This is a genomic window from Roseomonas chloroacetimidivorans, from assembly GCF_049629625.1.
Lineage (GTDB): Bacteria > Pseudomonadota > Alphaproteobacteria > Acetobacterales > Acetobacteraceae > Roseomonas > Roseomonas chloroacetimidivorans.
This window is the reverse complement of record NZ_JBNBZS010000051.1, coordinates 19,808-42,354: the sequence shown is the minus strand read 5'-3', so window position 1 is coordinate 42,354 and position 22,547 is coordinate 19,808. Positions and strand designations below refer to the sequence as shown.

At 65.9% G+C, this 22,547-nt stretch carries 22 protein-coding genes; 9 read left to right on the top strand and 13 right to left on the bottom strand.

Annotated elements, in window-relative coordinates; translation table 11 throughout:
* Together ACO1BU_RS26250 and recD2 are read left to right on the top strand one after the other, a co-directional pair.
* On the top strand, positions 1-290 hold a 290-nt coding region (locus ACO1BU_RS26250; protein WP_424138928.1), incomplete at its 5' end, for a DUF308 domain-containing protein.
* A gap of 374 nt (positions 291-664) precedes the next feature.
* A complete protein-coding gene (recD2, locus tag ACO1BU_RS26245; protein ID WP_424138927.1) occupies positions 665-2,839 on the top strand; it encodes an SF1B family DNA helicase RecD2 in 2,175 nt (724 codons plus the stop codon).
* Positions 2,840-2,936: 97 nt separating this feature from the next.
* Here the strand turns inward: recD2 and ACO1BU_RS26240 are convergent, their stop codons facing one another.
* The 6 genes from ACO1BU_RS26240 to ACO1BU_RS26215 form a co-directional block, all read right to left on the bottom strand.
* Positions 2,937-5,237, bottom strand: a complete 2,301-nt coding sequence (locus ACO1BU_RS26240; RefSeq protein WP_424138926.1) for a putative bifunctional diguanylate cyclase/phosphodiesterase — start codon at positions 5,235-5,237, stop codon at positions 2,937-2,939.
* 342 nt (positions 5,238-5,579) lie between these two features.
* On the bottom strand, positions 5,580-5,765 hold the full coding sequence (locus tag ACO1BU_RS26235) for a hypothetical protein (RefSeq protein ID WP_424138925.1): 186 nt from the start codon (positions 5,763-5,765) through the stop codon (positions 5,580-5,582).
* Between the two features lie 84 nt (positions 5,766-5,849).
* Entirely contained in the window at positions 5,850-6,221 is a 372-nt protein-coding gene (locus tag ACO1BU_RS26230) for a hypothetical protein (RefSeq protein ID WP_424138924.1), read from the bottom strand.
* A 129-nt stretch (positions 6,222-6,350) separates the two neighbouring features.
* Positions 6,351-7,832 carry a replication initiation protein RepC gene (repC, locus tag ACO1BU_RS26225; protein ID WP_424138923.1) on the bottom strand — a complete coding sequence of 494 codons (1,482 nt, stop codon included), beginning with the start codon at positions 7,830-7,832 and terminating at the stop codon, positions 6,351-6,353.
* Positions 7,833-8,151: 319 nt separating this feature from the next.
* Positions 8,152-8,643, bottom strand: coding sequence for a hypothetical protein (locus tag ACO1BU_RS26220; protein ID WP_424138922.1), 492 nt, complete (start codon positions 8,641-8,643; stop codon positions 8,152-8,154).
* A gap of 169 nt (positions 8,644-8,812) precedes the next feature.
* On the bottom strand, positions 8,813-9,217 hold the full coding sequence (locus ACO1BU_RS26215; RefSeq protein ID WP_424138921.1) for a hypothetical protein: 405 nt from the start codon (positions 9,215-9,217) through the stop codon (positions 8,813-8,815).
* A 674-nt stretch (positions 9,218-9,891) separates the two neighbouring features.
* Here ACO1BU_RS26215 and ACO1BU_RS26210 point away from each other — a divergent pair.
* The 4 genes from ACO1BU_RS26210 to ACO1BU_RS26195 all read left to right on the top strand — a co-directional run bounded on the left by ACO1BU_RS26210 (position 9,892) and on the right by ACO1BU_RS26195 (position 12,906).
* Positions 9,892-10,230, top strand: a complete 339-nt coding sequence (locus tag ACO1BU_RS26210; RefSeq protein ID WP_424138920.1) for a hypothetical protein — start codon at positions 9,892-9,894, stop codon at positions 10,228-10,230.
* A 171-nt stretch (positions 10,231-10,401) separates the two neighbouring features.
* Positions 10,402-11,130, top strand: a complete 729-nt coding sequence (locus tag ACO1BU_RS26205) for a hypothetical protein (RefSeq protein WP_424138919.1) — start codon at positions 10,402-10,404, stop codon at positions 11,128-11,130.
* A gap of 60 nt (positions 11,131-11,190) precedes the next feature.
* Entirely contained in the window at positions 11,191-12,339 is a 1,149-nt protein-coding gene (locus tag ACO1BU_RS26200) for a hypothetical protein (protein WP_424138918.1), read from the top strand.
* A 3-nt stretch (positions 12,340-12,342) separates the two neighbouring features.
* Positions 12,343-12,906 (top strand): hypothetical protein, encoded by a 564-nt coding sequence (locus ACO1BU_RS26195; protein WP_424138917.1) that lies wholly within the window; start codon positions 12,343-12,345, stop codon positions 12,904-12,906.
* 3 nt (positions 12,907-12,909) lie between these two features.
* On the opposite strand, the gene ACO1BU_RS26190 is transcribed toward ACO1BU_RS26195, so the two are convergent.
* From ACO1BU_RS26190 to ACO1BU_RS26160, 7 genes are all read right to left on the bottom strand, one after another.
* Positions 12,910-13,221, bottom strand: coding sequence for a hypothetical protein (locus ACO1BU_RS26190; RefSeq protein ID WP_424138916.1), 312 nt, complete (start codon positions 13,219-13,221; stop codon positions 12,910-12,912).
* A gap of 62 nt (positions 13,222-13,283) precedes the next feature.
* Complete coding sequence (locus ACO1BU_RS26185; RefSeq protein WP_424138915.1) at positions 13,284-13,583, bottom strand: hypothetical protein; 300 nt, start codon at positions 13,581-13,583, stop codon at positions 13,284-13,286.
* Complete coding sequence (locus ACO1BU_RS26180) at positions 13,584-15,839, bottom strand: DotA/TraY family protein (protein ID WP_424138914.1); 2,256 nt, start codon at positions 15,837-15,839, stop codon at positions 13,584-13,586.
* 153 nt (positions 15,840-15,992) lie between these two features.
* Entirely contained in the window at positions 15,993-17,408 is a 1,416-nt protein-coding gene (locus ACO1BU_RS26175) for a hypothetical protein (RefSeq protein ID WP_424138913.1), read from the bottom strand.
* A gap of 25 nt (positions 17,409-17,433) precedes the next feature.
* Positions 17,434-18,603, bottom strand: a complete 1,170-nt coding sequence (locus tag ACO1BU_RS26170; protein WP_424138912.1) for a hypothetical protein — start codon at positions 18,601-18,603, stop codon at positions 17,434-17,436.
* A gap of 1 nt (position 18,604) precedes the next feature.
* Entirely contained in the window at positions 18,605-19,147 is a 543-nt protein-coding gene (locus ACO1BU_RS26165; RefSeq protein WP_424138911.1) for a hypothetical protein, read from the bottom strand.
* Complete coding sequence (locus tag ACO1BU_RS26160; RefSeq protein ID WP_424138910.1) at positions 19,147-19,614, bottom strand: type IVB secretion system protein IcmW; 468 nt, start codon at positions 19,612-19,614, stop codon at positions 19,147-19,149. The genes ACO1BU_RS26165 and ACO1BU_RS26160 overlap by 1 nt, the downstream gene beginning before the upstream one ends.
* 644 nt (positions 19,615-20,258) lie before the next feature.
* Between ACO1BU_RS26160 and ACO1BU_RS26155 the strand changes: the two genes are divergently transcribed.
* The 3 genes from ACO1BU_RS26155 (at position 20,259) to ACO1BU_RS26145 (ending at position 22,545) form a co-directional block, all read left to right on the top strand.
* Positions 20,259-20,834, top strand: a complete 576-nt coding sequence (locus ACO1BU_RS26155; RefSeq protein WP_424138909.1) for a helix-turn-helix domain-containing protein — start codon at positions 20,259-20,261, stop codon at positions 20,832-20,834.
* A gap of 142 nt (positions 20,835-20,976) precedes the next feature.
* Positions 20,977-21,858 carry a hypothetical protein gene (locus ACO1BU_RS26150; protein WP_424138908.1) on the top strand — a complete coding sequence of 294 codons (882 nt, stop codon included), beginning with the start codon at positions 20,977-20,979 and terminating at the stop codon, positions 21,856-21,858.
* 57 nt (positions 21,859-21,915) lie between these two features.
* Entirely contained in the window at positions 21,916-22,545 is a 630-nt protein-coding gene (locus ACO1BU_RS26145; protein WP_424138907.1) for a DotI/IcmL/TraM family protein, read from the top strand.
* Positions 22,546-22,547: the final 2 nt, after the last annotated feature.

Sequence of the window (22,547 nt, the reverse complement as noted above, 5' to 3'; positions counted from 1 at the left end):
TTCTGGGGCTTGCTGGTCTTGTTTCGCTCCTTTGGGGCGTGCTGCTGGCCTGCGCTCCGGCGACAGGGGCTCTCGTCATGACAGCCTGGCTCGGGGCCTACGCTCTGCTCTTTGGCGCTGCGTTGCTCGCGCTGGCCTTCCAGCTCAGGCGGCAGGCGAATGCCACGTCCGAGGGGCAACCCCAAGGGCTCGCTGTACCTCCGGTGTGGCCACAAGCGCCTGCCGCGGCTAACCGCCCGGTGGCCGGCTGGCGCTTCGTCTACAGGTATCGCCGGATGTCCTGGCGCTGAGAACGGCGCGGTGGGAGACGGCAGAACGGCGCCGTCTCCCGTCCGCCTTTTCGCCCAGCGATTGCCCGCGCATTCGATCCGGTGTGGCCCCGCCTCCGTCAGCGGCGTGAATTCTCCAAGAGATCACGCCAGCTTCCCCTTACTCAGCCGCGTGCCTGAAAACCGCGACGTGGCAGCTCTCTCTGGCAACACGGACCTTCCGTCCTCCAACTGTGCGTAGCCGGCGGCCACCGCTAGATGACGAAGCGCCCGGCAAAGGTCGCGCAGACGGGCCGCCGCCGGCCTCGCTGTCAGCAGGCCAGGTTACTTCCCCCGCGACTTCGTCGGGCGACGTCCTATCTTGGACATCATGGAACGGACCACCACCCGAAACGATGGCTGAGGCCGCGCTCACCGCCCCGACGGAGGCGCTGGCCGGCCTCGTCGAGCGCGTTACCTACCACAATGCCGAGAACGGCTTCTGCGTCCTTCGCGTCAAGGCGCGGGGCCACCGCGACCTGGTCACGGTGGTCGGCCATGCCGCCTCGATCTCGGCGGGGGAGTGGGTCCAGCTCAGCGGCACCTGGGTGAACGACCGCACCCATGGCCTGCAGTTCCGAGCGGGCTTCCTCAAGGCAACCCAGCCCACCACGATCGAGGGCATCGAGAAGTATCTCGGCTCCGGCATGATCCGCGGCATCGGCCCGGTCTACGCCAAGAAGCTCGTCCGGGCCTTCGGGGCGGCGGTCTTCGACCTGATCGAGGCCGAACCCGACCGGCTGCGGGAGGTGACGGGGATCGGCCCCAAGCGCGCGGCCCGCATTGTCGCGGGCTGGGCCGAGCAGAAAGTGATCCGCGAGATCATGCTGTTCCTGCACGCCCATGGGGTCGGTACCTCCCGGGCTGTGCGGATCTACAAGACCTATGGCGCGAACGCCGTCCAGGTCATCACCGAGAACCCTTACCGCCTTGCCCGCGACATCCGGGGCATCGGCTTCCGGACAGCCGACCTCGTGGCCCAGAAGCTCGGCATCGAGCCCACAGCGATGATCCGGGTGCGCGCCGGCATCTCCTTCGCCCTGGCCGAGGCGACCGGGGAGGGGCATTGCGGGCTGCCGGTGGGTGAGCTCGCCGCGCTCACGGGCGAACTGCTGCAGGTCGAGCCCGGCCTGGTCCAGACGGCGCTGGAGCTGGAGCTCGAAGCTGGGGAGGTGGTGGCCGACACGCTGGAGGGGCAGCCCTGCGTCTTCCTGGCCGGGCTGTACCGGGCCGAGCAGGCCATCGCCGAGCGGCTTCGTACCCTCGCCCAGGGCGCCCCACCCTGGCCGGCCATTGACGCCGAGAAGGCGATCCCCTGGGTGGAGGGTCGCACCGGGCTGGCGCTCGCCCCCAGCCAGCGCGACGCGGTCCGGCTCGCCCTCGCCTCCAAGGTGCTGGTCATCACGGGCGGACCGGGTGTGGGCAAGACCACGCTGGTGAACTCCGTCCTGCAGGTGCTGCGGGCCAAGGGGGTGGAGGTGGCCCTCTGCGCGCCCACGGGTCGAGCTGCCAAGCGCCTCTCCGACAGCACGAAACTGGAAGCCCGGACCATCCATCGCCTGCTGGAGACCGATCCCAAGACCGGCGGCTTCAAGCGCGACGAGACGAACCCGCTCGCCTGCGATCTGCTGGTGGTGGACGAGACCTCCATGGTGGATGTCCCCCTCATGCGGGCCCTGCTGAAGGCCCTGCCGGACGAGGCCGCCCTGCTGCTGGTGGGCGACGTAGACCAGCTGCCCTCCGTCGGTCCCGGGCAGGTTCTGGCCGACATCATCGGCTCGGGGGCCGTGCCGGTGGTGCGGCTCACCGAGGTGTTCCGGCAGGCGGCCCAGAGCCAGGTCATCGTCAACGCCCACCGGATCAACCGTGGCCAGATGCCCGAACTCAGGGCGGGGGAGGGGAGCGACTTCTTTTTCGTGGATGCCGCCGATCCGGAGGAGGGCGTCCGCAAGCTGCTCGCCGTGGTGGGCAGCCGCATCCCGGCCCGGTTCCGGCTGGACCCGGTGCGCGACGTCCAGGTGCTCTGCCCGATGAACCGGGGCGGGCTCGGTGCGCGCTCCCTCAACATCGAACTACAAAAGGTGCTGAACCCGCCCGGCGAGATCCGGGTGGAGCGCTTCGGCTGGACCTATGGTGTCGGCGACAAGGTGATGCAGGTCACCAACGATTACGAGCGCGACGTCTTCAACGGCGATCTCGGCGTGGTGTCGGCGATCGACCCCGAGGAGGGCGAGCTGACCGTCACCTTCGAAGGCAGGGAGGTGGTCTACGGCTTCGGGGAACTGGATGAGCTCGTCCTGGCCTATGCCACCACTATCCACAAGAGCCAGGGCTCGGAGTACCCGGCCGTGGTGATCCCGCTCGTGACGCAACACTACGCCATGCTGGCGCGCAACCTGCTCTACACCGGCGTGACCCGGGGCAAGCGGCTGGTCGTGCTGGTCGGACAGCGCCGGGCGTTGGCCATCGCCGTCAAGAATGCCAATTCCCGCCGCCGCTGGTCCAAGCTCGGCGAGTGGCTGTCGGCCTAGGCCGCGCAGCGCACAGGACCGGTTCCAGAACGGTGGCCGCTCTTTCGGTGCAGGTTCCAGATCGGTGTCTCAGAAGCCGGGGCTGGTATGATCAACGTCAGCCAGATCGCACATTCTGGTGGAGGGCAATGCCCTCCTCTGGCGACGGGCCGCCGCCCGGCTGCAGAAGGACCGAGATCTCCTCCTCGGACAGGGCTTGCGAGAAAAGATAACCCTGCAGCTCGTTGCAGCCTGCGGCGGCGAGAAAGTTCATCTGTGCGGCTGTCTCGACGCCTTCGGCCGTGACCGTCAGTCCCATGGCGTGCCCCAGGGTCACCACCGCCTCGACGATCGCGATCGAGTCCGCGTCGTTGCTGATGTTCTGCGTGAAGGACTGGTCGACCTTGATCTTGTCTACCTGGAAGCGCCGGAGATGACTCAGGCTCGAGTAGCCGGTCCCGAAGTCGTCAAGCGCAATCCGGAACCCCGCGGCACGTAACCTTTCAAGAGCATGACGGCAGGCCTCGTCATCCTGCAGCAAAACGGTCTCGGTCACCTCCAGCTCGATCCTGGCGGGCTCACAGCCGCATTGGCGCACGAGCTCGATCACATGCTCCGCGAAGCCGGGCGACTGGAACTGCACCGGAGACACATTCACGGCCATGAACAGGGTCGGCCACTTCTGTGCCGCACGGCAGGCTTCGGTCAGAACCCAGTCCCCGAGCTGGCCGATCAGGCCCGTCTCTTCGGCAATCGGAATGAAATGACCCGGCGGAAGCATGCCCTTCCTGGGGTGATTCCAGCGCACCAGCGCCTCCAGCCCGACAATGGTCTGTCCTGAGGCGTCGACCTCGGGCTGATAATAGACCTCGAGTTCCTTTCCGTTCGAGAGCGCCTGCCTGAGATCGGCCTCGATCTCTCCGCGAATCTGGACAGTCTCGTCCATCGCGGGGGTAAACAGGCGCCAGCAGTTGCGGCCTTCGGCCTTGGCACGGTAGAGTGCGATATCGGCCTTTCGCATCAGGTCTGCACGGTCCACGCCAGCTTCGGGCGCGGTGACCACGCCGATGCTGGCGCCGACAAAGACCTCGTGGCCCATCAGGTTGAATGGACTACGGACCGCCTCGAGAACGCGCTCGCAGAGGACCTCCACATCCTCTTCACCGTTGATTCCGACCTGGAGCACCTCGAACTCGTCGCCCCCGATCCGCGCCACCGTGTCAGTGACTCGCGTCAGGCCGGCGAGACGCGCCGCAAACTGCTTGATGAGGCTATCCCCTGCATCATGGCCCAGCGTGTCGTTGACATGCTTGAAGCGGTCCAGGTCGACTGCCATCAGCGCCAGTTTGTCGCCACGCCGGACGCGGGCGAGTGCCTGCTCCAGCCGGTCGTCCAGGAGAGCCCGGTTGGCCAGCCCTGTCAGCACATCGTGGAACGCCAGATGCTGCGCGTGCGCCTCGCTGGCTCGCAGTTCGAGGACCGTACGCGACAGCTGCGATCCGGACCTCCATAGCCTCCGCGCGAGCATCAGGATCATGGCCACCATGATCAATGTTCCAGCCATCGTCACCGGCGCCAGAATGCCGAGGACCTTGGTTCCGGGAAGCGTCGGCTCCCAGAGAAGATAGCCGACCCTGGCGCCGCGCTTGTCGGCGAGAGGGATGGATTGCTCTCCCGCCGTCGCGTCCTGGACGGGTGAGTAGCGGAGGCCGTCGATCAGATTGCTGTCCGCCACCTCCTGAAGGAAGGGGCCGTCCAGGAAGCGGAGATTGACCATGACAAAATCCGGACCGGGGTCTTGCTCGGGGGGGATGCCCGCCGGCCGAATTTGCATGGCGCTCACAGCAGCAGGCCGGCCAAGCGTCTGTACAACGTCGGAAGCATAGATCGCGTGATTGGCCACGAGCGTGTCGGAGTCACCAACCGGGACCTGGGACGAGTAGGGGGAAGGCACCGCGGCCGGCGTGGTCATCTCGGCAATCAGGTGCTTGAGATCGGCCTGCACGGCCGTGAACCGGTCCGGCGCTACCCGCTGCCCGTGAACTGCCGCGTAGACCGGCTCGCCCCGGGGGGTCAGGATGTAGACCTGCTCATGGCCGAACATCCGGAACAGCCAGGGGCCGATATTCTCCTCCAGCGGGTCCAGATCCAGGACCGGCGCTCGCAATCGCGTGATCAGGGGGTCCCAAAGCGCAGCACCCTGCTGCTGATGGGTGAGTTCCTGGACGCTTGCCGCGACGGCTCGGTTCGTGACCCGTGCCTCCCTTTCCATCGAGACCGTGTCGCTGGTCCTGGTGGCCCAGTAGAGGCCAAACCCGCCGAGAGCCACGGTGACCAGGAGCACCGCAGCCAGTGGAAGGACGACGTGCCTGCGGAATTCACGGCGGAAGCTCTCCAGATCTCCGAGGTCCTGGATCATGGCGCCGCGCAACTCCCGTATGGCCGAGAAAGGACGTTAACGAAAAGAGACTCATGGCCGGTGTATACAGGAGGTGCAACCGACGATTGCACTTTCAGGATCGGGCGCAGCTTCGCGAAAGCGCCCAATACGGGATGCAGACCCGGCGGTAGCGCCGAAGTATGGTCCGGGCGTCCGAAGAGGCGCAATCCGGCCCATTCCAGCCTGAGCCAGACAGAGGACGATTCTCCCCAGGATGGGCGCCCGGAAAGCCCCAGGGGATAACCACCGAGCTTGAGCACAACGACCAGCGGCACCTCGCGTCTGCCGTGTGTTCACCGTGAACACACGCCTGGGTCCCGCTCATCCGGCGTGTTGTCGTCGAGCCATCTCAAGAATCACAGCATCCGAAACATCTGCCATATAGGTGATCTGCTGCTGCAGGTTCGCGAAGTTGGCTGCACGGTTGTAATGCGCCCAGCGTCGGGTGACCGCCTGTTCGCTGAAATATGACAGTTCGCCTCCCGGGAGAATGCGAGCGGTTTTCATGTCCACACCCGCGCAACAGCTTCGAGCGCCAGACAATCCCGCACTTGCGGGGAAGGTGTTGCTGTCTGGTAGCAGGACTGGATGTTAGCACTGACGCCGGCCATGCCACCCGCCTGGCGTGCCTGCGTGCACAGGCCTCGTGTCGATGACGCTGTGGCGGAAGGCAGCTGCTACACGCTGGATGGCGCGTCGCGCCCGATCCGACTGTCCCGGCAGCAGCCCGAAGACGTCGCGCGCCGTGATGCAGCCCCTGAGGCCAGCAAGGTTCTCCAGCGTCGCCGCGCCAGGTCCATCGTTGACCCCGAGCGAGATCACCACTCTGTCGCCGCCGATGGGGCGGGCGAAGGTGCGGAGATACTCGCCGGTGCCGATCCCGACTCGTGCCAGGGCTTCGCATCGCGGCGCGGAAGCAGCCACGCCGACCGCAAGGCTGTCGCCAGCGATGGTGCAAAGCATGGCTGAACTTCCTGGCTGAACGATGCCATCGTTCAGACCATCGAAGCCGGCCACCGTGCGAACGGCGAACGTATTCCGGCACAGGCCGATCGAGTCCCGAGTCGCGTCGCCCTGCGCCAACCGTCTGTGCTATGCGAGGAGCCGGCCAAAGGCGCCCGACGGCACATCCGCCTTCCGTCTGCCCTTGCCGGGACGCCCGGCCGCGTCGGCTAGTCCATGCAAGGTCTTGTCGAGCCGCAGATCACCCGTGTGATGCTTTTCCAGCATCCGCCGGAGATAGCCCCCCGGGTTCTTGACCAGTCGCGCCTCATGCTTGGCCGCGATGGTGCCGATCGCGACCGACGCCCCGATCCCGCCAAGCACCAGCTTCGCCTGGCCGTAGAGGTGGGTGGACATCCCCATGTGCTGTCGCAGCAGATCGCAGGCATCCGCGATCTGAGCCCAGGTCGGGGCGCTGGTGTTCACCCAGTCCCGGTAGGCCGGGACGAGATGCAGCAGCACGTTGGGGCTCATCGGGAAGCCGCGAAACAGATCCGCCTCTGCGGCGCTCTCACGCCGCAGCCTGCCGAGCCGGTCAGGCCCCGACTCGCCGCTCGCTCCATCTGCCTCCTGAGCAAGGCTTCTGCCTGCCGGTGCAGTCGCTTTAGCGATTGGAAGTTCGTTAGTAGTTGTAATGGGGGTTCCCTTAGCAGGCTGCGGAAATTCGCTGCTCCAGCCCAGCCACACGAACAATCCGAATTGGACAGACCGTGATGTGCACAACACTTCTGTGCCCGAATCGTACGCAGCGTAATAAAATTTCGTAGAAGCCTCGCCAAAATCGAATTTCCGCAGCCTGTTAGGTGACCCCTGGGGGTTACTATTTACGCAATCCACAGCAGTACGAGCTGCCTGGACCTGCCGCTCGATCTGGTCAGAGAGCAGGCGAAGCCGACCAGCGAGAGGTGCCAGCTGCATCGGATCCTTCTGCAGGCGGGCCGTGGCCGCGAGGTGCCGCACCGCCTCGGCGAGCGCTTGCCAGTCAGCGCCGGCAAGGCCGTCCTCCACGGCGTGGTCCGTCAGGGAGAGAGCGGCGCGTGACGTGGCGCTGCAGGCCCCCCGGAGCGCCCTGGCCTCCTGCCGCCGTGCCTCGTGTTCGGCGGCTGCTGCCAGGAACTCGGGCATGCGCTCGCCGATCGGGCTGAGGTCAAAGCCACACGCCTGCAGGATGCGGCCGGTCTTCTTGTCCCGGCGGCCCCATCGGCGACCCGTCCCGATGTCGTGGGCGCGGATCAGACCAAGGTCGATGAGGCGGCGAAGGCGCTTCTTGATGCCGCTCAGTGTCAGGCCTGTCTCTGACACCAGGACCTCTTGGGACGGCCAGACTAGGCGCGGAAACCCTTGCTGCCAGTCGGAGCTCCAAGAGTAGCCGAACAGGACGTCCACCATGTGAACGACCGAGGGGCTGAAGCCCTTCGCGGAGGCAGCCTGTTTGAACGCCGCCAGAACCCGCCCCTTGTCCAGAGCAGGCAGTGCCCCGCTCAGATGGGCGGTGGCCTGCAGCTGGGCCGCGGTCGTGCGACGCCGCCCGGTTGGCCGGGGCTCTAAGGCTTCGGGTAGCTCGGTCCTCATGTCTCGCTCCTGGCGAGCGCGCAGCCGAACCGGCGGACATAGCTCTCCCGTTGCCATGCGAAAGCTCGCTTGACGAAGGGACGGCTCGAACCTATCTTGGAGCTATCGGTGTTTGGTTGCCCAAGACAGGGTGTCTTTCAGTTCGGAAAAGGTCGGTGCTTGCAGGCACCGACCTTTTTCATTTCAGCGCGCCATCGTTGTTGCCTTCAGAAGGCGGTTGAAGAAACGCCCAGACGCGCTTGTTCCGAGTCTAGACGATGACAGGGTGCAGCTACCCGGGCGTGGTTGTCCAGCCATAATCCTCCCCAGGGTGGGGAGGTCAGGCGGCGTCCGCCGTCCTGCTTTGCTCTGCCTCGTCGAGGAAGTGGTGGAAAGCCGTCACCACGACGGAAGCTCGGGCGACGCCATGCGTCAGCGCCAAACTGTCGATTTTGGCCTTGAGACTCTCGTCCATCCACAGCGTGATCCGGCCGACTCCAACCGGCGTTGCCATGAACAGCACTTTCTCACCCCGTTCCGCGCGGTTCACCAGAGAACCGATCGCTTCCTCGTGCAGATCCCGCGCAAACACGCGCTTCCCGCCGATGCGACTCCGAGCTTCGATCATGCTGCGAAAGGCTTCGCGGAAGCGGGGAGGCAGCGGAACGGTCAACTTGGCGATGTTCGCAGAGCGTTCGGTCAGGGGGCGGACCATTTCAGCGCTCCAGGGCTCCTCTACGTCTAACGTCGATGCCGGCAACAAGGTGCGAGCAACGAAGCATGCCGCATCGCGCCCGACCATACCAGAAACGGCTTGCTCAACCGGGGTCATTTCGAGCCTCCCTCCTCTGCTGCTCCTCACTGTAGAGCCGCCCGGTGCGAACGAGTGCGGCCTCAATAAGAGCCCGTGGCGGCGCTACGCGGATGTTGCCATTCCAAGCGTCCGCAGACTAGAACGAATAAGGAACACTGGCTGGTCGTTCCCGAGGTCGTGCAGGCACTCACCCGTCAGTCCAGGTGATGTGCGCGGCGCCGTTGCGGAGGAGGGTGGCGTGGCAATGGCCAACATGCGGGACGTAATTGGTCGGCTGGTGCCACTGCATGACCTTGGCCAGCATCCATCCACGCTGCCCGGTGGTCAGCAGCACCGGAATGAAGCCATCGACCTCGGGACCCGTCACCGCGACTGCGCCGCGTTGGAACGCGATGCGGCTTCCAGGGTCAGCGCTCCGGGAGGCGTAGACCCAATCGCCGTTGATCAGCGCGCGACAGCTGAGACCCGGCGTGTCCCGGCCGCGCAGCGGTGGATGCCGGAAGTTCAAGATCTGAATCGGGATGACTGGGGATTCTTGGAGTGGCGAGTGGATGGCCGCCGCCAGAGCCATGGCATAGATTGTGCTGAACATGAGGATAACCGCCTCCCTGTGGTGGTCCTGACAGTCTCGCCTGCTGCGCTGGCCCACGTCGACAGGGCAACCAATCCTCGCAACCGAAGTCTAGATTTTTGCAAATTTCTACTTTGCGACGCAGCAATCCGGCGCAGACGGCGCCTCACGCTTATTTGAGTAAACCTATTACGTCCTGCATGCTCGCGAAGCTTGTTCCAGATGCTCACTGGGTTTTACGTATACAACAGGAAGATGGATCGAGAAATTGATGTCAATCTCGCTGCACCACTCCCGTCGCCATGGAACAATACCGCAGCGAGTCTTAAACATGGCAGGGCGAGTCCTTAAGGATAACAACTGTCACTGTCCGAACTGCTGCCGCAGTACCTTCGGAATAACCTGCGAGAATACAAGCATAACCGTCTGTCTGCTCCGCAGTTAGCATGGCAACGGCAGCCACCGACCGATGGCACTCAATGAGTGACCATTGCCAATAGGCAGGTGAGAGGGGGGTCACAAGCCGTGCGTCATCCAGGATACAAAGCGTCTGCGCGAGGCAGCTCTGGAGCTGCCTTCTGGGATCCTGGCAGCCGCAAGGGAGTGGCCGATCTGTGGGGGTGTTCGACGACTTGCCAGCCGGGACTGTGCCCGAAGCGAGCCGATCAGGGCCCGCGTCCTTCGTTCCTGCAGACATGCCCTCCATCACGCATGCCGATGTCCTCGAGGGCATTGCTGCAGGCGGCTACATCCGAGGGGTCATGGTGGAAGCGCAGGAGCCGGACAGTCGGGCGACGCGCTATGCGCTCTACGTCCTCACTTCGTGGCAGCAGGGCTACCACGTTTTTCATATCGCATGGCCCTCCCGGCCGCGTTTGTTCAAGGACCTCGACCGGCTCATGGAGATGCTCCGGTTCGAGTTCCATTTCCGCGGAGCCGTCAGCGTCAGGCTGGCAGGAGAGCAGGTCGCGCAGAAGAGCGCACGGCTCCGCGTCCGGCGAGACGGTCGGACAAGCGAGCCTGTGGAGTCCTAGGGGAGCGACGCTCTGCCACAAGGCCGGCGGGTCGCAGGAGGCCGTGCGATGATGCTGAGCGCTCTTTGTGATGACGTGCTTGCGGACGCAAAAGCAGCGTCCGGCGCATGCGAGGCATCACCTGGTACGGCCGACGAACACCTCCTTGCTCTTTGCAGCTCCCTTTCCGAGATGGACGCTGCACTCTTCGCACAGGTCGAACGTGGCTCCCTGATGACGTCGAGCGAGCACGACGAACTGATGCGAGCCATGGCTGAGACGGACGCCGATCGGGTCGATGTCGCCTATCGGATCGCCGACATTCCCGCATCGAGCGAGCATGGCCTGAAGGGCAAGTTGGCCGTCCTCGGGCGATTGCTGTCGCGTCGGCACGACGATCCGACGCCCGCGCGGGATGCCCTGCTGCTCTCGTTCATAGCTGACATTGAGCGCATCTGTGATGCGGCGCTGACAGGCCGGAGTTGCAGCGTCTCGGGACCTGTCGATGGGGACGGCGCGCTTCTCGCCGCCAGCCAGGCATGCCTGGCGCTGCTCGCGCAGGTGGCGGAAGGATACGCGCGGCTGGAAGACCTGACCCTGCCTCCGGAGCAGCTCGAGGTCCTGTCGGCGACGTTGTTCCCGACGTGGCAGAAGGCGCATGAGGCCATTACCTCGCTCTGCAGAATGCGGGCGTTGTCACTTCATACGGCTCAAGCCAAAGCCAGTGTCCTGGAGCAGGCGCTGAAGATGGACGACGGCGACACCTACGACCTCCGCGTCGACCTGGCCCGGTCCTACATCGGTGATGTGGCTTGGCTCCTGGCGGAAGCCGATCGTGATTGCGCCTTGGCCGGCCCCACTGGCCACTGGTGGAACAGCCTTACGAGCCGGATCTTGCGGCGCAGAGTGCCGCGGCGATAACCCGCACACCGTTCGCACGGCGGCCTCCTAACCTCCACTCATCTGCGCAGTGGAGGCGTTATGCGATCCTATCTTCTGTCTTCGTGCCTGTTCCTCGTGCCCGGGCTTGCCCTGGCTGAGCCGCATTGCAGCCTGCCGCCTCCCTTGCCGGGGCAGGCATCGGCGCAAGCCAGCCCGCAGCTCCCCTCGATGATCCAGGTCGGCGCTCCCGCCAGCCCGGCCCAGGTCCAAGCGCCCGCTGTGGCTCCGTCGCCGTCGCCGGCACTGCGCGGCTCTGGGACGCAAGCGTCCGCTGAGGCGCTGCAGCAGGTGCCGGCCCTGCAACGCATCGTGGCCTCGGGGGCGACGCTGACCGACCTGGGCCAGTATCATGGGATGCACCGGGTGGTGGCCCGCACGGGCGACGAGTTGATGGTGGTCTCCACCACGCCGGACGGGCAGGCCATCGTCGCCGGGCTGATGTCTGACCTGTCCGCGGCCGAGCTGGCGCGGCTCGCGGGCGGCAACCTGACGGAACTCGGGATACAGCACGGCCTGCGCGGCATGCTGGTCAAGAGCGGGACGCAGTTCCAAGTGTTCTACGCGACGCCGGATGGCGAGCGGATCATCCCCGGCGTGATGTGGGACGCCTCGGGCAAGAACCTGACGCGCGACCAGATTTCGGCGGTGCCGGGGGCCGTCCCGACCGTCACCATCGGCGACACCGGCACGCCGGCGCAGGGAGCCACCCCCGCCGCGGCCACGGCGCCACAGCTCGCCTCGGCGCTGCACCTCGTGCAGGCGACCACCTTCGGCACGATCGGCAACGCCTCGGCGCCGCGGCTCTGGATGTTCATCGACCCGCAGTGCTCCTTCTCGGTGCAGGCGATGCAGCGCCTGCAGCCCTATGTCGCGAGCGGTCGGGTGCAGCTGGCCGTCATCCCGCTCTCCGTGCTCGACTACGAGGACCAGGGCCGGAGCACGACCAGTGCGCTGGCCATGCTGAGCAAGCCGGCCGACCAGATGGTCACGGCCTGGAGCCGGGGCGACCTCAACGGAGTACCTGCTCCGGAAGCGGCGGCCCGCCTGCAGGCCAACATGGCGGCCGCGCACGCCATCCGCCTGCAGGGCACGCCGACCTTCGTCTGGCGCAAGGCAGACGGGGCGGAGGGCCGCGCCGACGGCGTGCCCGGCGACCTGAACGCCGTGCTGACCTCGATCGGGAGCTGAGGCATGCAAGCCGAGCAGAGGCCGAAGATCGACCTCGGCGCACCCACCGCCCCCGCCACTCGGTCGGGGCGTGTCTTCCGGGTGCTGACAGCGGGACCCCGTTGGTTCTGGTCCCGCTCGAAGGAGGCGAGCGGGAGTGAGGAGATCCTGCGCAATGGCCGGATCATCCAGGATCTCGCGGCGGCCGTCCAGGAGGGGCCCGGAGCCCCACGCCGGATCTACGTCGATGCCGATCGCCGGCTCGACCTGGAAGCCACGGCCCTGAGCCATGGCCTGAGCGTGTCCGGTCTTGAGGAGCGAGTGGCCAGGCGGCGGCGGCAGACGGCGCGGGTTGCCTATCTGACCTTCACGGGCGGCTGGCTGGCGCTGGGCTGGTGGCTATGGCAGGCGCTGACCACCCCGTGGAGCCCCGGCCGGATGCTGCTCGGGATCGAGTTCATCCCCTTCTGCGCGCTGTTCTTCCTGCTGGCCTTCAAGAATGCCTGGATGAACTGGCAGCTCCGGACGGGGCGGCTGGGCTCGGCCGTGGAGTATCTGACCACGGCCGAGCGCTTCTGGCCGAGCTGAGGCTCAGAAGGTGCCGGGAGGCGCGAACTGTTCGCCTCCGGCCGCCCCCGTCGCCCAGGGGGCATGCTCATAGTCAGGGCGTCCGGAAAGGACGTGGGGATCGGTCGGCCGCACGATGGTCCCGCGCCGATCAGCGACGGGCGGAACCCAGGTCGCGTTGGCTGTCCCGTAGGTCGAATATGGGCTGTAGGTCGGGTGCCGCACGGGCGGTGCGGCCGGGGCCGAGTAGTCGCTGGCCGTTTTGACGTTGCCGCCACCGCAGGCTGACAATGCGACGGCCACGGACAGCAAAGCCAGGATACGAGAAGGGCGCATGGCGGAGGAACTCCTGCTGAGGAGACCACCATGCGCCCTCACGGTGCGAACGGCGCCGCGTGTTAGTCCAGCAAAAGCCCAGCTTCGCGGAGCTTAGCTTCGGCTTCTCGAGCCCACTTCTTCAATTCCGCATAGTTGAATTCGTAGTCCGTCAGAGCCGACTGCGTAGCCTTCAGCTGCTGCCGCAGGGCTTGGTTCTCAGCGAGCAGTGCATTGACGTCGACGGTCGGTGCCTGTGGGCGAAAGCGCCGGTTCAGCGTCCGGGCAAATTCGTCCATGACTTGGTCACTCTCGGCCGACATTCGGCCAAGAGCATAGCCGGCCCATCCACTCATGCCCTGAGAGGGTAGATCGTCATCCATCTAGGCCTCCTCTCGCGGCGGTGACGTATCGGACGCCGCCCGAACAGTTGTATCGACAGAGCCCCCGCCTTCGCGGTCGGCCGCCGCTCCACGACCAGGTCCGGCCAGCGCAGGGCGAGGTCCCGGCAGGGCATGGCCAGCCTCGGTGCCCTTCCCAGCGGCCGAGACAAGCCCGCGCCGCAAGGACGTGAGGGTGCCTCCAACTCCAACCAGGGCCGCATCCCTGCTGTACTGGTCCATATCTACCCGGTTCGCCGCCCCGAAGCCAATCAGCTTGGGGAGATGATGGGGCAGGATGGAGATTATCCGGAAGGACATGATGGCCAGGGCAACGTGCATCATGACGAAGATCGAGACCATGACCACCAGCCCGAGCCAGTTGGTCAGGATCCCGCCATTGTGGAGCGCGAAGCCGGCGGCGATCCCGAAGCCCTGGCGGATGAGCCAGGACCCGCTGCTGAAGATGAAGTAGCCGAAGAACAGCCCCAGCAGCATCAGCACCGGCCGGAACAGAACGTTGAACAGCAGACTGTAGCCCTCGATTCCCCGCCCGTGCAGGCCCTCACCCTGGAAGGTCATGTGGGCCAGCATCCAGAGCGGCACGGCGACCACGGCCTCGCAGACCAGGATGAGCCAGCCCATGACGCCCGCGAACCAGATCGCGAAGGGGATCATCGGCAGGACGAAGGCGATGGTCAGGCCGGGGATGAGCATGCTCGCCGCCCCGAGAAAGATCGGGGTGGCCAGGAAGTTGACGACCGAGTGGCCCACCACCGTCAATGCCGCACCGCCCCACTGGAAGGTCAGAACCTGCCAGGCGGTCAGGGCGGTGCTGCCAGCGCCGGACGCCAGCAGTGTCGCGCCACCCAGAGTGATCAGGGCGACGTTGATGAGGAAGTTGCCCAGCGCCATGAGGCTGCCGAAGGGGTCGGTCCACATGGTGGCGCTCGGGAGCATGTAGCTGGTGATCTTCTGCAGCATCCAGCTGCTGATGCCGAGCTTGCTGTAAAGGCGCTCCAGCACGTCATTGCCGTCCTCGCCCGGCACGGCGCCGGAGAACAGCTCGGCATTGCCGCCCGGCGGGTTCAACCCGTCCGTGGTGGTCACGTAGGACTGCAGCCGGGTCAGGAAGCTCTGGCTCGACTGGACAAAGGGCGCGAGATCGAGCGAGAGGGACTGCCCGAGCCCCTGGTAGCTCGGCAGGTTGATCTCAGGCGTCGAGTTGACCAGCGACAGGGTGACGCCGTTCAGCCGGGCAAACTCGAGGTAGTAGGCGCCGGCCGAACTCCAGCCGAGCGCCGAGAGCTGCGTCTGCCCGGTACTGAGGCCGACATTGCCGTTGCGAGCGTCGGCCGCATTCTGCATGGCGCTGCGCAGGGCCGAGGCGGCATCGGTCGCCACCTGGGTCAGCTTCTGCGTGTAGTCGGAGGTGGCGCTGGTCAGCACGCCCATGAGCGGCTCGAGTGCTGAAGACTTCCGAGTGGTGAAATAGTTCTGCGCGACTTGCTCCACCTGCGGTCGAATGTCGCTGGTCAGCACGCTGGTCAGTGCGTTGCTCAGCAGCGCCGCCTTGTCCACGGTGACGCCGGCGATCGACGGCGCCGAGGCGTTGGTGTTGCGCAGCGTGATGCTGCCGCAAACCGGCGTGCCGGTCTCATTGCCGGCCGACATGGAGTAGGACCAGGTCTGGATCTGGCTGCCGTCGAGCTGGTTGACGGTCGCGGGATTCGGCGCCGGGACGAGATTGCTGTTGTTGGCGATCGTGTTCACGAGACTGCGGCACAGCTCCATCTGGATCAGGCCGGAGACGACGGAGCGGGTGCCGGGGATCATCGGCGGGTCGATCACCATGGCATCGGGTCCGACCGCCTTGATGGCGTTGGTGTAGACTGAACGCGCCATGCCGATGCCCCACAGGGAGGCCTGCACTACGGCCGCCTGTCCGGCACCGAAGCCACTCGACAGCGGGTACATCATGATGGCGGCGAAGCCGAGCCGGACCACGAACATGGACGTCATGTTGCTCGAGAGCAGCCGGGCCGTCTCGGCGCCACGATGGATCTGCATGATCGTGGCGTAGCAGAGCCAGGTCATGGCGATCGCGGCGACGAACCCGGTAAGCTGGCTGATGATGAGCCCGATCACCGAGGTGGCGCTGCCGATGCTGGGACCGCTGGACGTGCCGATAACGGGGAACAGCGATTTCAGGACCTGGGCGGCCCAATCGTCGCCGGGATCGAGGGCGCTCCAGCTCATGTTCATACCCGAGCTGGGCGCGGTCTGTGCCATGGCCGGCAAGGCCAGGCACACCAGGGCGAAGCTTAGGAGTAGGGGCCAGGGGCGGCGCATTGCATCCTCACAGGATAAGAGTTCCTGAGAGGATGCGCCGCTGGCGTGCGAACGGGATCGCTACGGGCTGGGCGACGGGCTGCTGCTCGCGCGGGCGGAGGAGAAGGCCGCCCTCACCCGGTCGAGCGCCCGGGAGATGATCTCGGCCGCCTTCTCGGCGAATTCCTCGAGGGCGTTCTTGCCCTCCTTGCGGCCGGGTGTGCTGGACGTGGCTTCGCCGATCTGCGCATCGAGCTTCTGGAAGCGCCCGGTGAGGGCCTCCGCGTCCGGCCGCTGGCTGATGATGGCTTCCACCGCCGTCCGGTCCTTCGCGTACTGCCCGGTTGCGGCCGCCGCGCGCTCGTAGGCGGCGGCGAAGCCTTTCTCCTTGGCCATGGCACCGTCGAATTGCTGGCGCAGGTCAGCGTAGACGCCGCCGGTCCGCATCTCGGACATGACCCCGGCCATGCCGCCGGGGTCCGCCTTGGCGGCTTCCCGGATGCGGTTCATGACACTGGCCCCTGGTCCGTTGGCGAAGCCCTGCAGTGCCTCCAGTGCCGCCCGGCCGGACTGCTCGGCGCCGCGGAAGCTGTTCTCCTCCCGGCCGTCCTGCATGCGCTGCTCGAAGCGGCTGACCCGCTCCGCCATGGGTGTCGGGGTCGGATCGAGCGTCGCTCCGCGATGCTGATCCGGCTTGTGCATCGCGGCCATGATTGACGCCACCAACCCAGGAGCGCGCAGCTGGGCATGAACACGGGACTGGTCTTGATCCGGCTCTGGCTGGCGAGTGGCTTGTTGAGGCGGCGAACGCCAATCAGGACTGGCGGTCCGCATTGGCTCGGGACTGGCCGCCTCCTGCTGAGTGGCGGATCGAGCGTCCATGCCTCGCTCTGCACTTCCTGTATGAATGCGGGAGGTGCCAGTATTTGCTGGATCGTTCACCGCTTCTGGCGTGCGCCGGGTGTTCTCTGCTGCCCCGTTAGCAGTGGAAGCCAAGGGCAAACTGGAAACGCCACTCAGCCGCGCCCGGCTCTCCAGAACCTCAACCCGGTCCCGAATCGGCGCCGTGTCCTGGGCCGGTCGTGTCGCGGCATCCGCTGCGATGACCCGGATATCCCGGACCAAGCCGACGTCCTGGATCTCCGGCGTCCGCCGCATCAGCTCCTGCAGGCGCTCGTTCTGCAAGCCGGGCATGGTGGTGGCGAGGCGTGCCATCTCCTGCCGCATCGGCTCGCCCATGTTGGCGACGGGACCGGCGAGCTTCTCCAGATCCTGCAGGGCATAGGCGACGCGGGTGCGGAAGTTGGTGGATTCGATCCGGCCCGGCTGCTCGGCGCGCTCCGCGAGGAGCCGGATGGTGTCGCTGAGGTGTGGGTCGATGGCTGCGACGTGCTCGCGCGCGCGGTTCATCCGCTCCAGCACGTCGCGCATTGAGTCGCGCGCAGGGTTCTCGGCTGGCCCTTTCGGCCGCTCGGCAGCCACTGTGGTGTCGGACATGACTTGGGTGTTCCCTGGTTGGTGGTCAGTTGGACGCGATGGAGGGGGAGGGCATCTGCACGGGCGGCGCGCCATTGCGCTCCGCCGTCGCAGCAAGGAGGGATGCCTGCAGGGACGAGGTGTAGAGCTGCACCCGGAAGTTCTGCATCGCGAGGTAGTTGTTCATCGCCAGCTCCAGCGCGATCTCCCGCTCGACCGAGGCCGGCGGCATGGCCTGCAGCGAGGCGGCCCAGCCGACATTGCTCACGCGGCGGTTCACCTCGAGATCCATCGCCTGCAGCCAAGACGCGGTGGCCACGGGTGTCTGACCCTGGTCCTGCATCTGCTGCTGCTGCGCCGCGGTCAGCGTCACCGAGGGCGCCTGGACGGCGATGCTGTAGTTCAGCACGTCGCGGGCGAGCGACATGCGGGCCGTGTAGGAGCGCCGCCGGGCCGCCGCATCCTGCCCCGCGACGGAGGTCAGCTGGTCACCCCGCAGGGCGGCCGGGACGACGGGCTGCACGAGATTGGTGGCGAAGTCGTTGGCCGCGTTGACGCCCGTCTCGCCGTTCAACGTGTCCGAGCCGTAGAGGCTGGCGGCACGCTGATCCCCATTCGGCAGCTGGGACAGGGTGCAGAGGCCGGCCTCGGATTCCCGCTGGTCGCAGTAGCGGGAGAGGTGCATCTGTGTCGAGGCTGCTGCCGACTGCGCCGCCCCATAATAGGCCGGCGTGCCGGGCGCTCCCTCGCTGCGCGGGTCCATGACATTGCTAATGCCTGCGGCCAGGCGGGAGGCTTGGCCGGCCGCCGCCTGAAGGGACTGGCCGTTGTCGAGCGCGGCACAGGCCTGCGGGTTGGGCGTCTGCTCGTCGCGGATCTGGGAGTTACGAGCGTCGCGCAGCACGCGCGCGTTCGCCGTGTTGGAAGCATCCGCGATCTGCTGCTGCGCCGCGACCTGTGCCTTCTGGTAGTTGGCTTCTTGCGTGAAGCCGTCGCGCAGCATGTCGCTGACCGACGTCTCCATGTGGGTCACCGAGTTGGTGATCTGCGTTCCGATGTTGCTGATGGCGTTGGTCAGGGCCTGCTGCGCGGCCTGCAGGATGCCCATCACGCCGATATCCACCACGGGCATGTCGGCCCAGGCCGGAACGGCGCCGAACACCACGGCGCCGATCATGATGCCGGCCGTGGTGGAGAGGAGTTGCTTCTTCCACATGTCACGGCACCCCATTCGGCAGGACGTAGCCGGTCGGTGCCGTCGCCTGCCCATTGACGTAGAGGCCCTGGCCGCCGGCGAATTGGCCGGTGGTGATGCTGCCGATCGTCGGTCCGCCACCTCCGAAGGAAAGGCGCGGGCACATCATCCCGCCGCCGAAGCCCCCGAAGCCCATGTTGAAGCCGCTCACGGTCAGCCCACACTGCGCCGAGCCGATGCTCGACTGCCACGCCGACTGCACCATGTTGCAGAGCTGGCCCTTGATGGAGTTCAGCAGGGCGGTCGGGTCGAGCAGGCTGGTGATGACGTTCAGCCCGCTCCCGTTGAAGAAGTTGTCCAGGCAGCTCAGGGAGGTGACGCTTTGCGGCGGCTTGATGCTGGCGTCGTCCGCCTGGATCCGGGCAGCCGCCCCGTCAATTGCGGCCTGAGTGATGACGGCGCATCCCTGGCTGCCGGTTGTGGTCGAGCCGGTTCCGGCGGATTGGGCCATGGCGAAGCCGGGGAGGGTCGCCAGGAGGGCGACCGCGGCGGTGTGGCGGAGCATCACGCGGCTTGCCCCTGCTGGCCCTGGCACGCCGCCAGCAGCGCCTGCAGCCGGCCTCGGCTGAAGATCCGGGCCAGCAACTCCTGCCGGTGTAGTTCCTCGATAAAGGCCCGGACCGCCTGGCCGGCCCCGCTCGGATCGTCCCGCAGCAGGCTGCTGAGGACCTGTCCGCCCCCCGGTAGTCCGGAGAAGGAGAGCCAATGAAGCAGGCGGAGGAGACGAGCCGGGCCGAGTTGCGCGAGCACCCGGCGCAGGTTCTCCTGCACGGGCTCCTCTCGCAGGGCGGTGGAGAGCCTATCCGCGTCTCGGTTGAAGGATCGGTCGAGAGTATCGCCCAGTTCGGCCAGGGAGGCCCGGACCTCGGGCTCCTCCTCGACCGGACGGACGGCGCCTTTCCAGCGGGTCACGACCAGCGGCTCCCGATCCCGGAGCCAGGACGTCACGGTTGCCTTGCTGAGGTCCGGCATAACGAATGCTCCTTCCGTTCAGGAGCAGTCTGAGAGGCCTGCGTGCGAACGGGACCAGGCTAGTTTCCGATGGTCAGCGTCCGTCCGAGCAGAATCATGTGGAGCCCGTGCGGCCTGATTGCGGCCCCAAGCGTTTGATTCCAGGGTTTTCCGCCCCTCCAGGTTACCCGTGTGTCCGGATCGACACCCGTCCGATAGACCACTCGGATCGAAGTCGGCACAATCTGTTTTGCCGCAAAGGACAGCGGTACGTCGTTGCCGAAACCGTGAGCGATGCTGTAGCGGGGGCGGCGAGGGGGCGGCGCGGGTTCGTCCGAGGCGGTGCCTCCGGCCAATCCTGACGTCGAGGGGGCAACCAGGGCAGGAGACTGCAACTGGGCGCCCTGCATGAGTTGGAAGTCGATCGTATGCAGTGGGGATGTCAGCAAGTGGATCGCAGCGAGTGATGAGGCTAGGGCGAGCATTGTGTCCTCCGTCTCTGGAGGAAGCTTTCGCCATATCGGTACGAACGGAGACAAGGAAATGCCAGTGACGGGCGCGATCTCACCGGGCCTCCGCCCAGAGGGTCAATCTCTGGACTCTATTCAGTGCTCATTCGCTTTGGGCGCCATCCATCCTGACCTTAACGGATACAGGGGTTTGGGATGGCCACACTCGACTGGGAAGCCCTCATGAGCAAAAAGCCGAGAGGGTGGGACACGCCGCCGGCATCCGGCAAAGAAGGCACTTCGGCGGAAGTTCCGTCGCCCGTGGCACCCCGGAGGAGAATGTCACCCAAGAGCGGCGAGCTCTTCCTGACCGTTGGCCGGAAGGTCCTCGAACTCCGCAAGACCCTTGGATGGACCCAGGCACAACTGGCTCGTGAGGCGCAGTGTCCGGTCTCGACTGTGTTCGAGACTGAGACAGGGGTCCATAATGTCTCGCTTGGCACGCTGCAGAAGCTCGCCGATGCACTCCAGGTCGAAATACGTGACCTGATGCCGGGGAGCGACACACCCAAACCGGGCTCGGCCGCGCCCGCGGTGCCCGCGCCGGCTCCCGCTGCTGTGCCCGATCCGGCTGCGCCCGAGACGAACCCAGCCATGCTCAAGCTGGTCGAAGGCGCCCTGCAAACCACACTGACCGAGATGGGCCGCGTGGCGGTCCTGATCCAGCAGGTCAACAGGCTGGTCTCGGACCTACAGGCCCCCATAGACATGAAGGACCGGACGAACCGCTAGGTGCTCGAACCCGTGCGAATGGCTAGAGCAAAGTGGTGCGAACGGGCCTGAGCGAGATTTTATTCGTCTTACCCTGATTTCGAGTTCGACAGGGCGGAGCCGTATACGCTAGATCACTTGGGCAGGTTGCCGGAGTGATCTCATGCTCGCGTCCATCGCTGTTCCGGAACTCGTCCGCTTGAATCCGGCTCGGGCGGATGGAAGTCCGCCAGAGCACGCGGTAGTCCGGAACGAGGCGGTGCTGCGCGGGATGGTGGCCCGAGGACACGGCCTCGGGGCGATCTCGGTTTACCTGCAACAGAGCCGTGACGAGATCCTCGATGCGGTTGTCAGGCTCGATCTGCCGACGCCGCATGATCGGCCGCTGCGGCAGAGCTCCGGGCCGAAGGCCTGGAAGGCCAGTGACTATCTTTCCCTGATCCAGCACTGGCTTTCTGGTCTCCACGCCGCGAGCATCGGCGAGAAGTTTGGCCGCTCTGCAGGCGCTATCTGGGCAAAGGCGCGATGGCTCGGGCTGCCGAAACGCGACAGGCGCAGCGTCTTTCGCTCGACCGTGGACGCCACGCCCGGCCGCGAGGTCATCGAAGAGGTCGGCCAGTTCGTCACGGACGAGGAAGGCAACCGCATTCCTCTCCAGCGAAAGCCGGGAACCGGTCAGCTTCGCTGGATACGCGATCTGGACATCGCACTCGGCAAGCGGTATTTCGCACTTCAACACCACCGCGCCATCGCAAAGGAATGGGGCGTTTCCCCCGGCGCGATCAGCTCACGGGCGAGCCGCCTCGAGCTGCCGCCGCGGGACCGCTCCAAGCTGGTGACGCACTACGACCCGGCTGTCGCGGCTCGGAACATCTCCGAAGGCAACTTCATCTACCGCGCGTGCAAGTCGAAGCCGGGTTGGTTCTTCTGGTGCCAGCGCGGCCAGACCATCAGCAAGCTCGGCAGGAAGGTCCAGCAGCGCCTGAGCTCGGGGTTCTGCGAAGACTACAGCGTCAGCTACGACCTCGGCTCGCTTGGGCTGTAGCCGTTCGCACGGGTCCCTCTGAGAGTGGACCGTAGTTCCTCCTCGGAGATCGCGCGCATGCAGAACTCAACGGCCGCCGTCCAGCGCAGAATCTCGGATCCCGATTTCCAGGCCTCGCTGGTCAAGTGGTGCCTCGGGCTGACTGCCACGATGGCCGGATTGCTGCTGGCGTCGCTCGCCCACGACGCCTATGTGTGGCTCAATCCTCCAGCACCCAAATACTTCTTCGTGGATGGCCGTCATCCGCCACGTCCGGCCGTCGCGCTCGACAGCCCCATCGTCGATGACGTGCAGCTGCTGCAGTGGACGGTTCACGCCATCCTCGCGACCTACAGCGTCGATTATCACAACTATCCATCGCAGCTGAATACGGCCGGGATGAGCTTCTCGCAGCAGGGATGGGCGTCCTTTGCCAGGAGCTACATCAGTTCCGGCAACTTCGACCAGATGAAGAAAGCCCGCCTGCTCTGCTACGCGCAGGCGCAGCGCGCCGCGACGATTCCGAAAACCGCGATCGTCAACGGGCGGCTCGCCTATCAGGTCCAGTTCCCGATGCTACAGACCTGCGAGAACACACAGCAATTCACCACACAGACCCTGATCATGACGGCCACCGTCATGCGAACCGACGATCAGCGTCATCCGGACGGCCTCGTGATCGAAGAACTCGTCGCATCCCCTCGCTAGAA

What these genes read in the sequence shown, in the direction of transcription:
- ACO1BU_RS26180 (WP_424138914.1), bottom strand. Translation starts at nt 15,839, where the DNA reads ATGAGCTGGAGCGCCCTCGATCCCGGCGACGATTGGGCCGCCCAGGTC.
- ACO1BU_RS26150 (WP_424138908.1), top strand. Translation starts at nt 20,977, where the DNA reads ATGCTCGCGTCCATCGCTGTTCCGGAACTCGTCCGCTTGAATCCGGCT.
- ACO1BU_RS26220 (WP_424138922.1), bottom strand. Translation starts at nt 8,643, where the DNA reads ATGACCCCGGTTGAGCAAGCCGTTTCTGGTATGGTCGGGCGCGATGCG.
- ACO1BU_RS26215 (WP_424138921.1), bottom strand. Translation starts at nt 9,217, where the DNA reads ATGTTCAGCACAATCTATGCCATGGCTCTGGCGGCGGCCATCCACTCG.
- ACO1BU_RS26200 (WP_424138918.1), top strand. Translation starts at nt 11,191, where the DNA reads ATGCGATCCTATCTTCTGTCTTCGTGCCTGTTCCTCGTGCCCGGGCTT.
- ACO1BU_RS26230 (WP_424138924.1), bottom strand. Translation starts at nt 6,221, where the DNA reads ATGCTTTGCACCATCGCTGGCGACAGCCTTGCGGTCGGCGTGGCTGCT.
- ACO1BU_RS26165 (WP_424138911.1), bottom strand. Translation starts at nt 19,147, where the DNA reads ATGCTCCGCCACACCGCCGCGGTCGCCCTCCTGGCGACCCTCCCCGGC.
- ACO1BU_RS26210 (WP_424138920.1), top strand. Translation starts at nt 9,892, where the DNA reads ATGCCCTCCATCACGCATGCCGATGTCCTCGAGGGCATTGCTGCAGGC.
- ACO1BU_RS26155 (WP_424138909.1), top strand. Translation starts at nt 20,259, where the DNA reads ATGGCCACACTCGACTGGGAAGCCCTCATGAGCAAAAAGCCGAGAGGG.
- ACO1BU_RS26240 (WP_424138926.1), bottom strand. Translation starts at nt 5,237, where the DNA reads ATGATCCAGGACCTCGGAGATCTGGAGAGCTTCCGCCGTGAATTCCGC.
- ACO1BU_RS26185 (WP_424138915.1), bottom strand. Translation starts at nt 13,583, where the DNA reads ATGGATGACGATCTACCCTCTCAGGGCATGAGTGGATGGGCCGGCTAT.
- ACO1BU_RS26170 (WP_424138912.1), bottom strand. Translation starts at nt 18,603, where the DNA reads ATGTGGAAGAAGCAACTCCTCTCCACCACGGCCGGCATCATGATCGGC.
- ACO1BU_RS26145 (WP_424138907.1), top strand. Translation starts at nt 21,916, where the DNA reads ATGCAGAACTCAACGGCCGCCGTCCAGCGCAGAATCTCGGATCCCGAT.
- recD2 (WP_424138927.1), top strand. Translation starts at nt 665, where the DNA reads ATGGCTGAGGCCGCGCTCACCGCCCCGACGGAGGCGCTGGCCGGCCTC.
- ACO1BU_RS26175 (WP_424138913.1), bottom strand. Translation starts at nt 17,408, where the DNA reads ATGTCCGACACCACAGTGGCTGCCGAGCGGCCGAAAGGGCCAGCCGAG.
- ACO1BU_RS26195 (WP_424138917.1), top strand. Translation starts at nt 12,343, where the DNA reads ATGCAAGCCGAGCAGAGGCCGAAGATCGACCTCGGCGCACCCACCGCC.
- ACO1BU_RS26160 (WP_424138910.1), bottom strand. Translation starts at nt 19,614, where the DNA reads ATGCCGGACCTCAGCAAGGCAACCGTGACGTCCTGGCTCCGGGATCGG.
- repC (WP_424138923.1), bottom strand. Translation starts at nt 7,832, where the DNA reads ATGAGGACCGAGCTACCCGAAGCCTTAGAGCCCCGGCCAACCGGGCGG.
- ACO1BU_RS26235 (WP_424138925.1), bottom strand. Translation starts at nt 5,765, where the DNA reads ATGAAAACCGCTCGCATTCTCCCGGGAGGCGAACTGTCATATTTCAGC.
- ACO1BU_RS26190 (WP_424138916.1), bottom strand. Translation starts at nt 13,221, where the DNA reads ATGCGCCCTTCTCGTATCCTGGCTTTGCTGTCCGTGGCCGTCGCATTG.
- ACO1BU_RS26205 (WP_424138919.1), top strand. Translation starts at nt 10,402, where the DNA reads ATGGACGCTGCACTCTTCGCACAGGTCGAACGTGGCTCCCTGATGACG.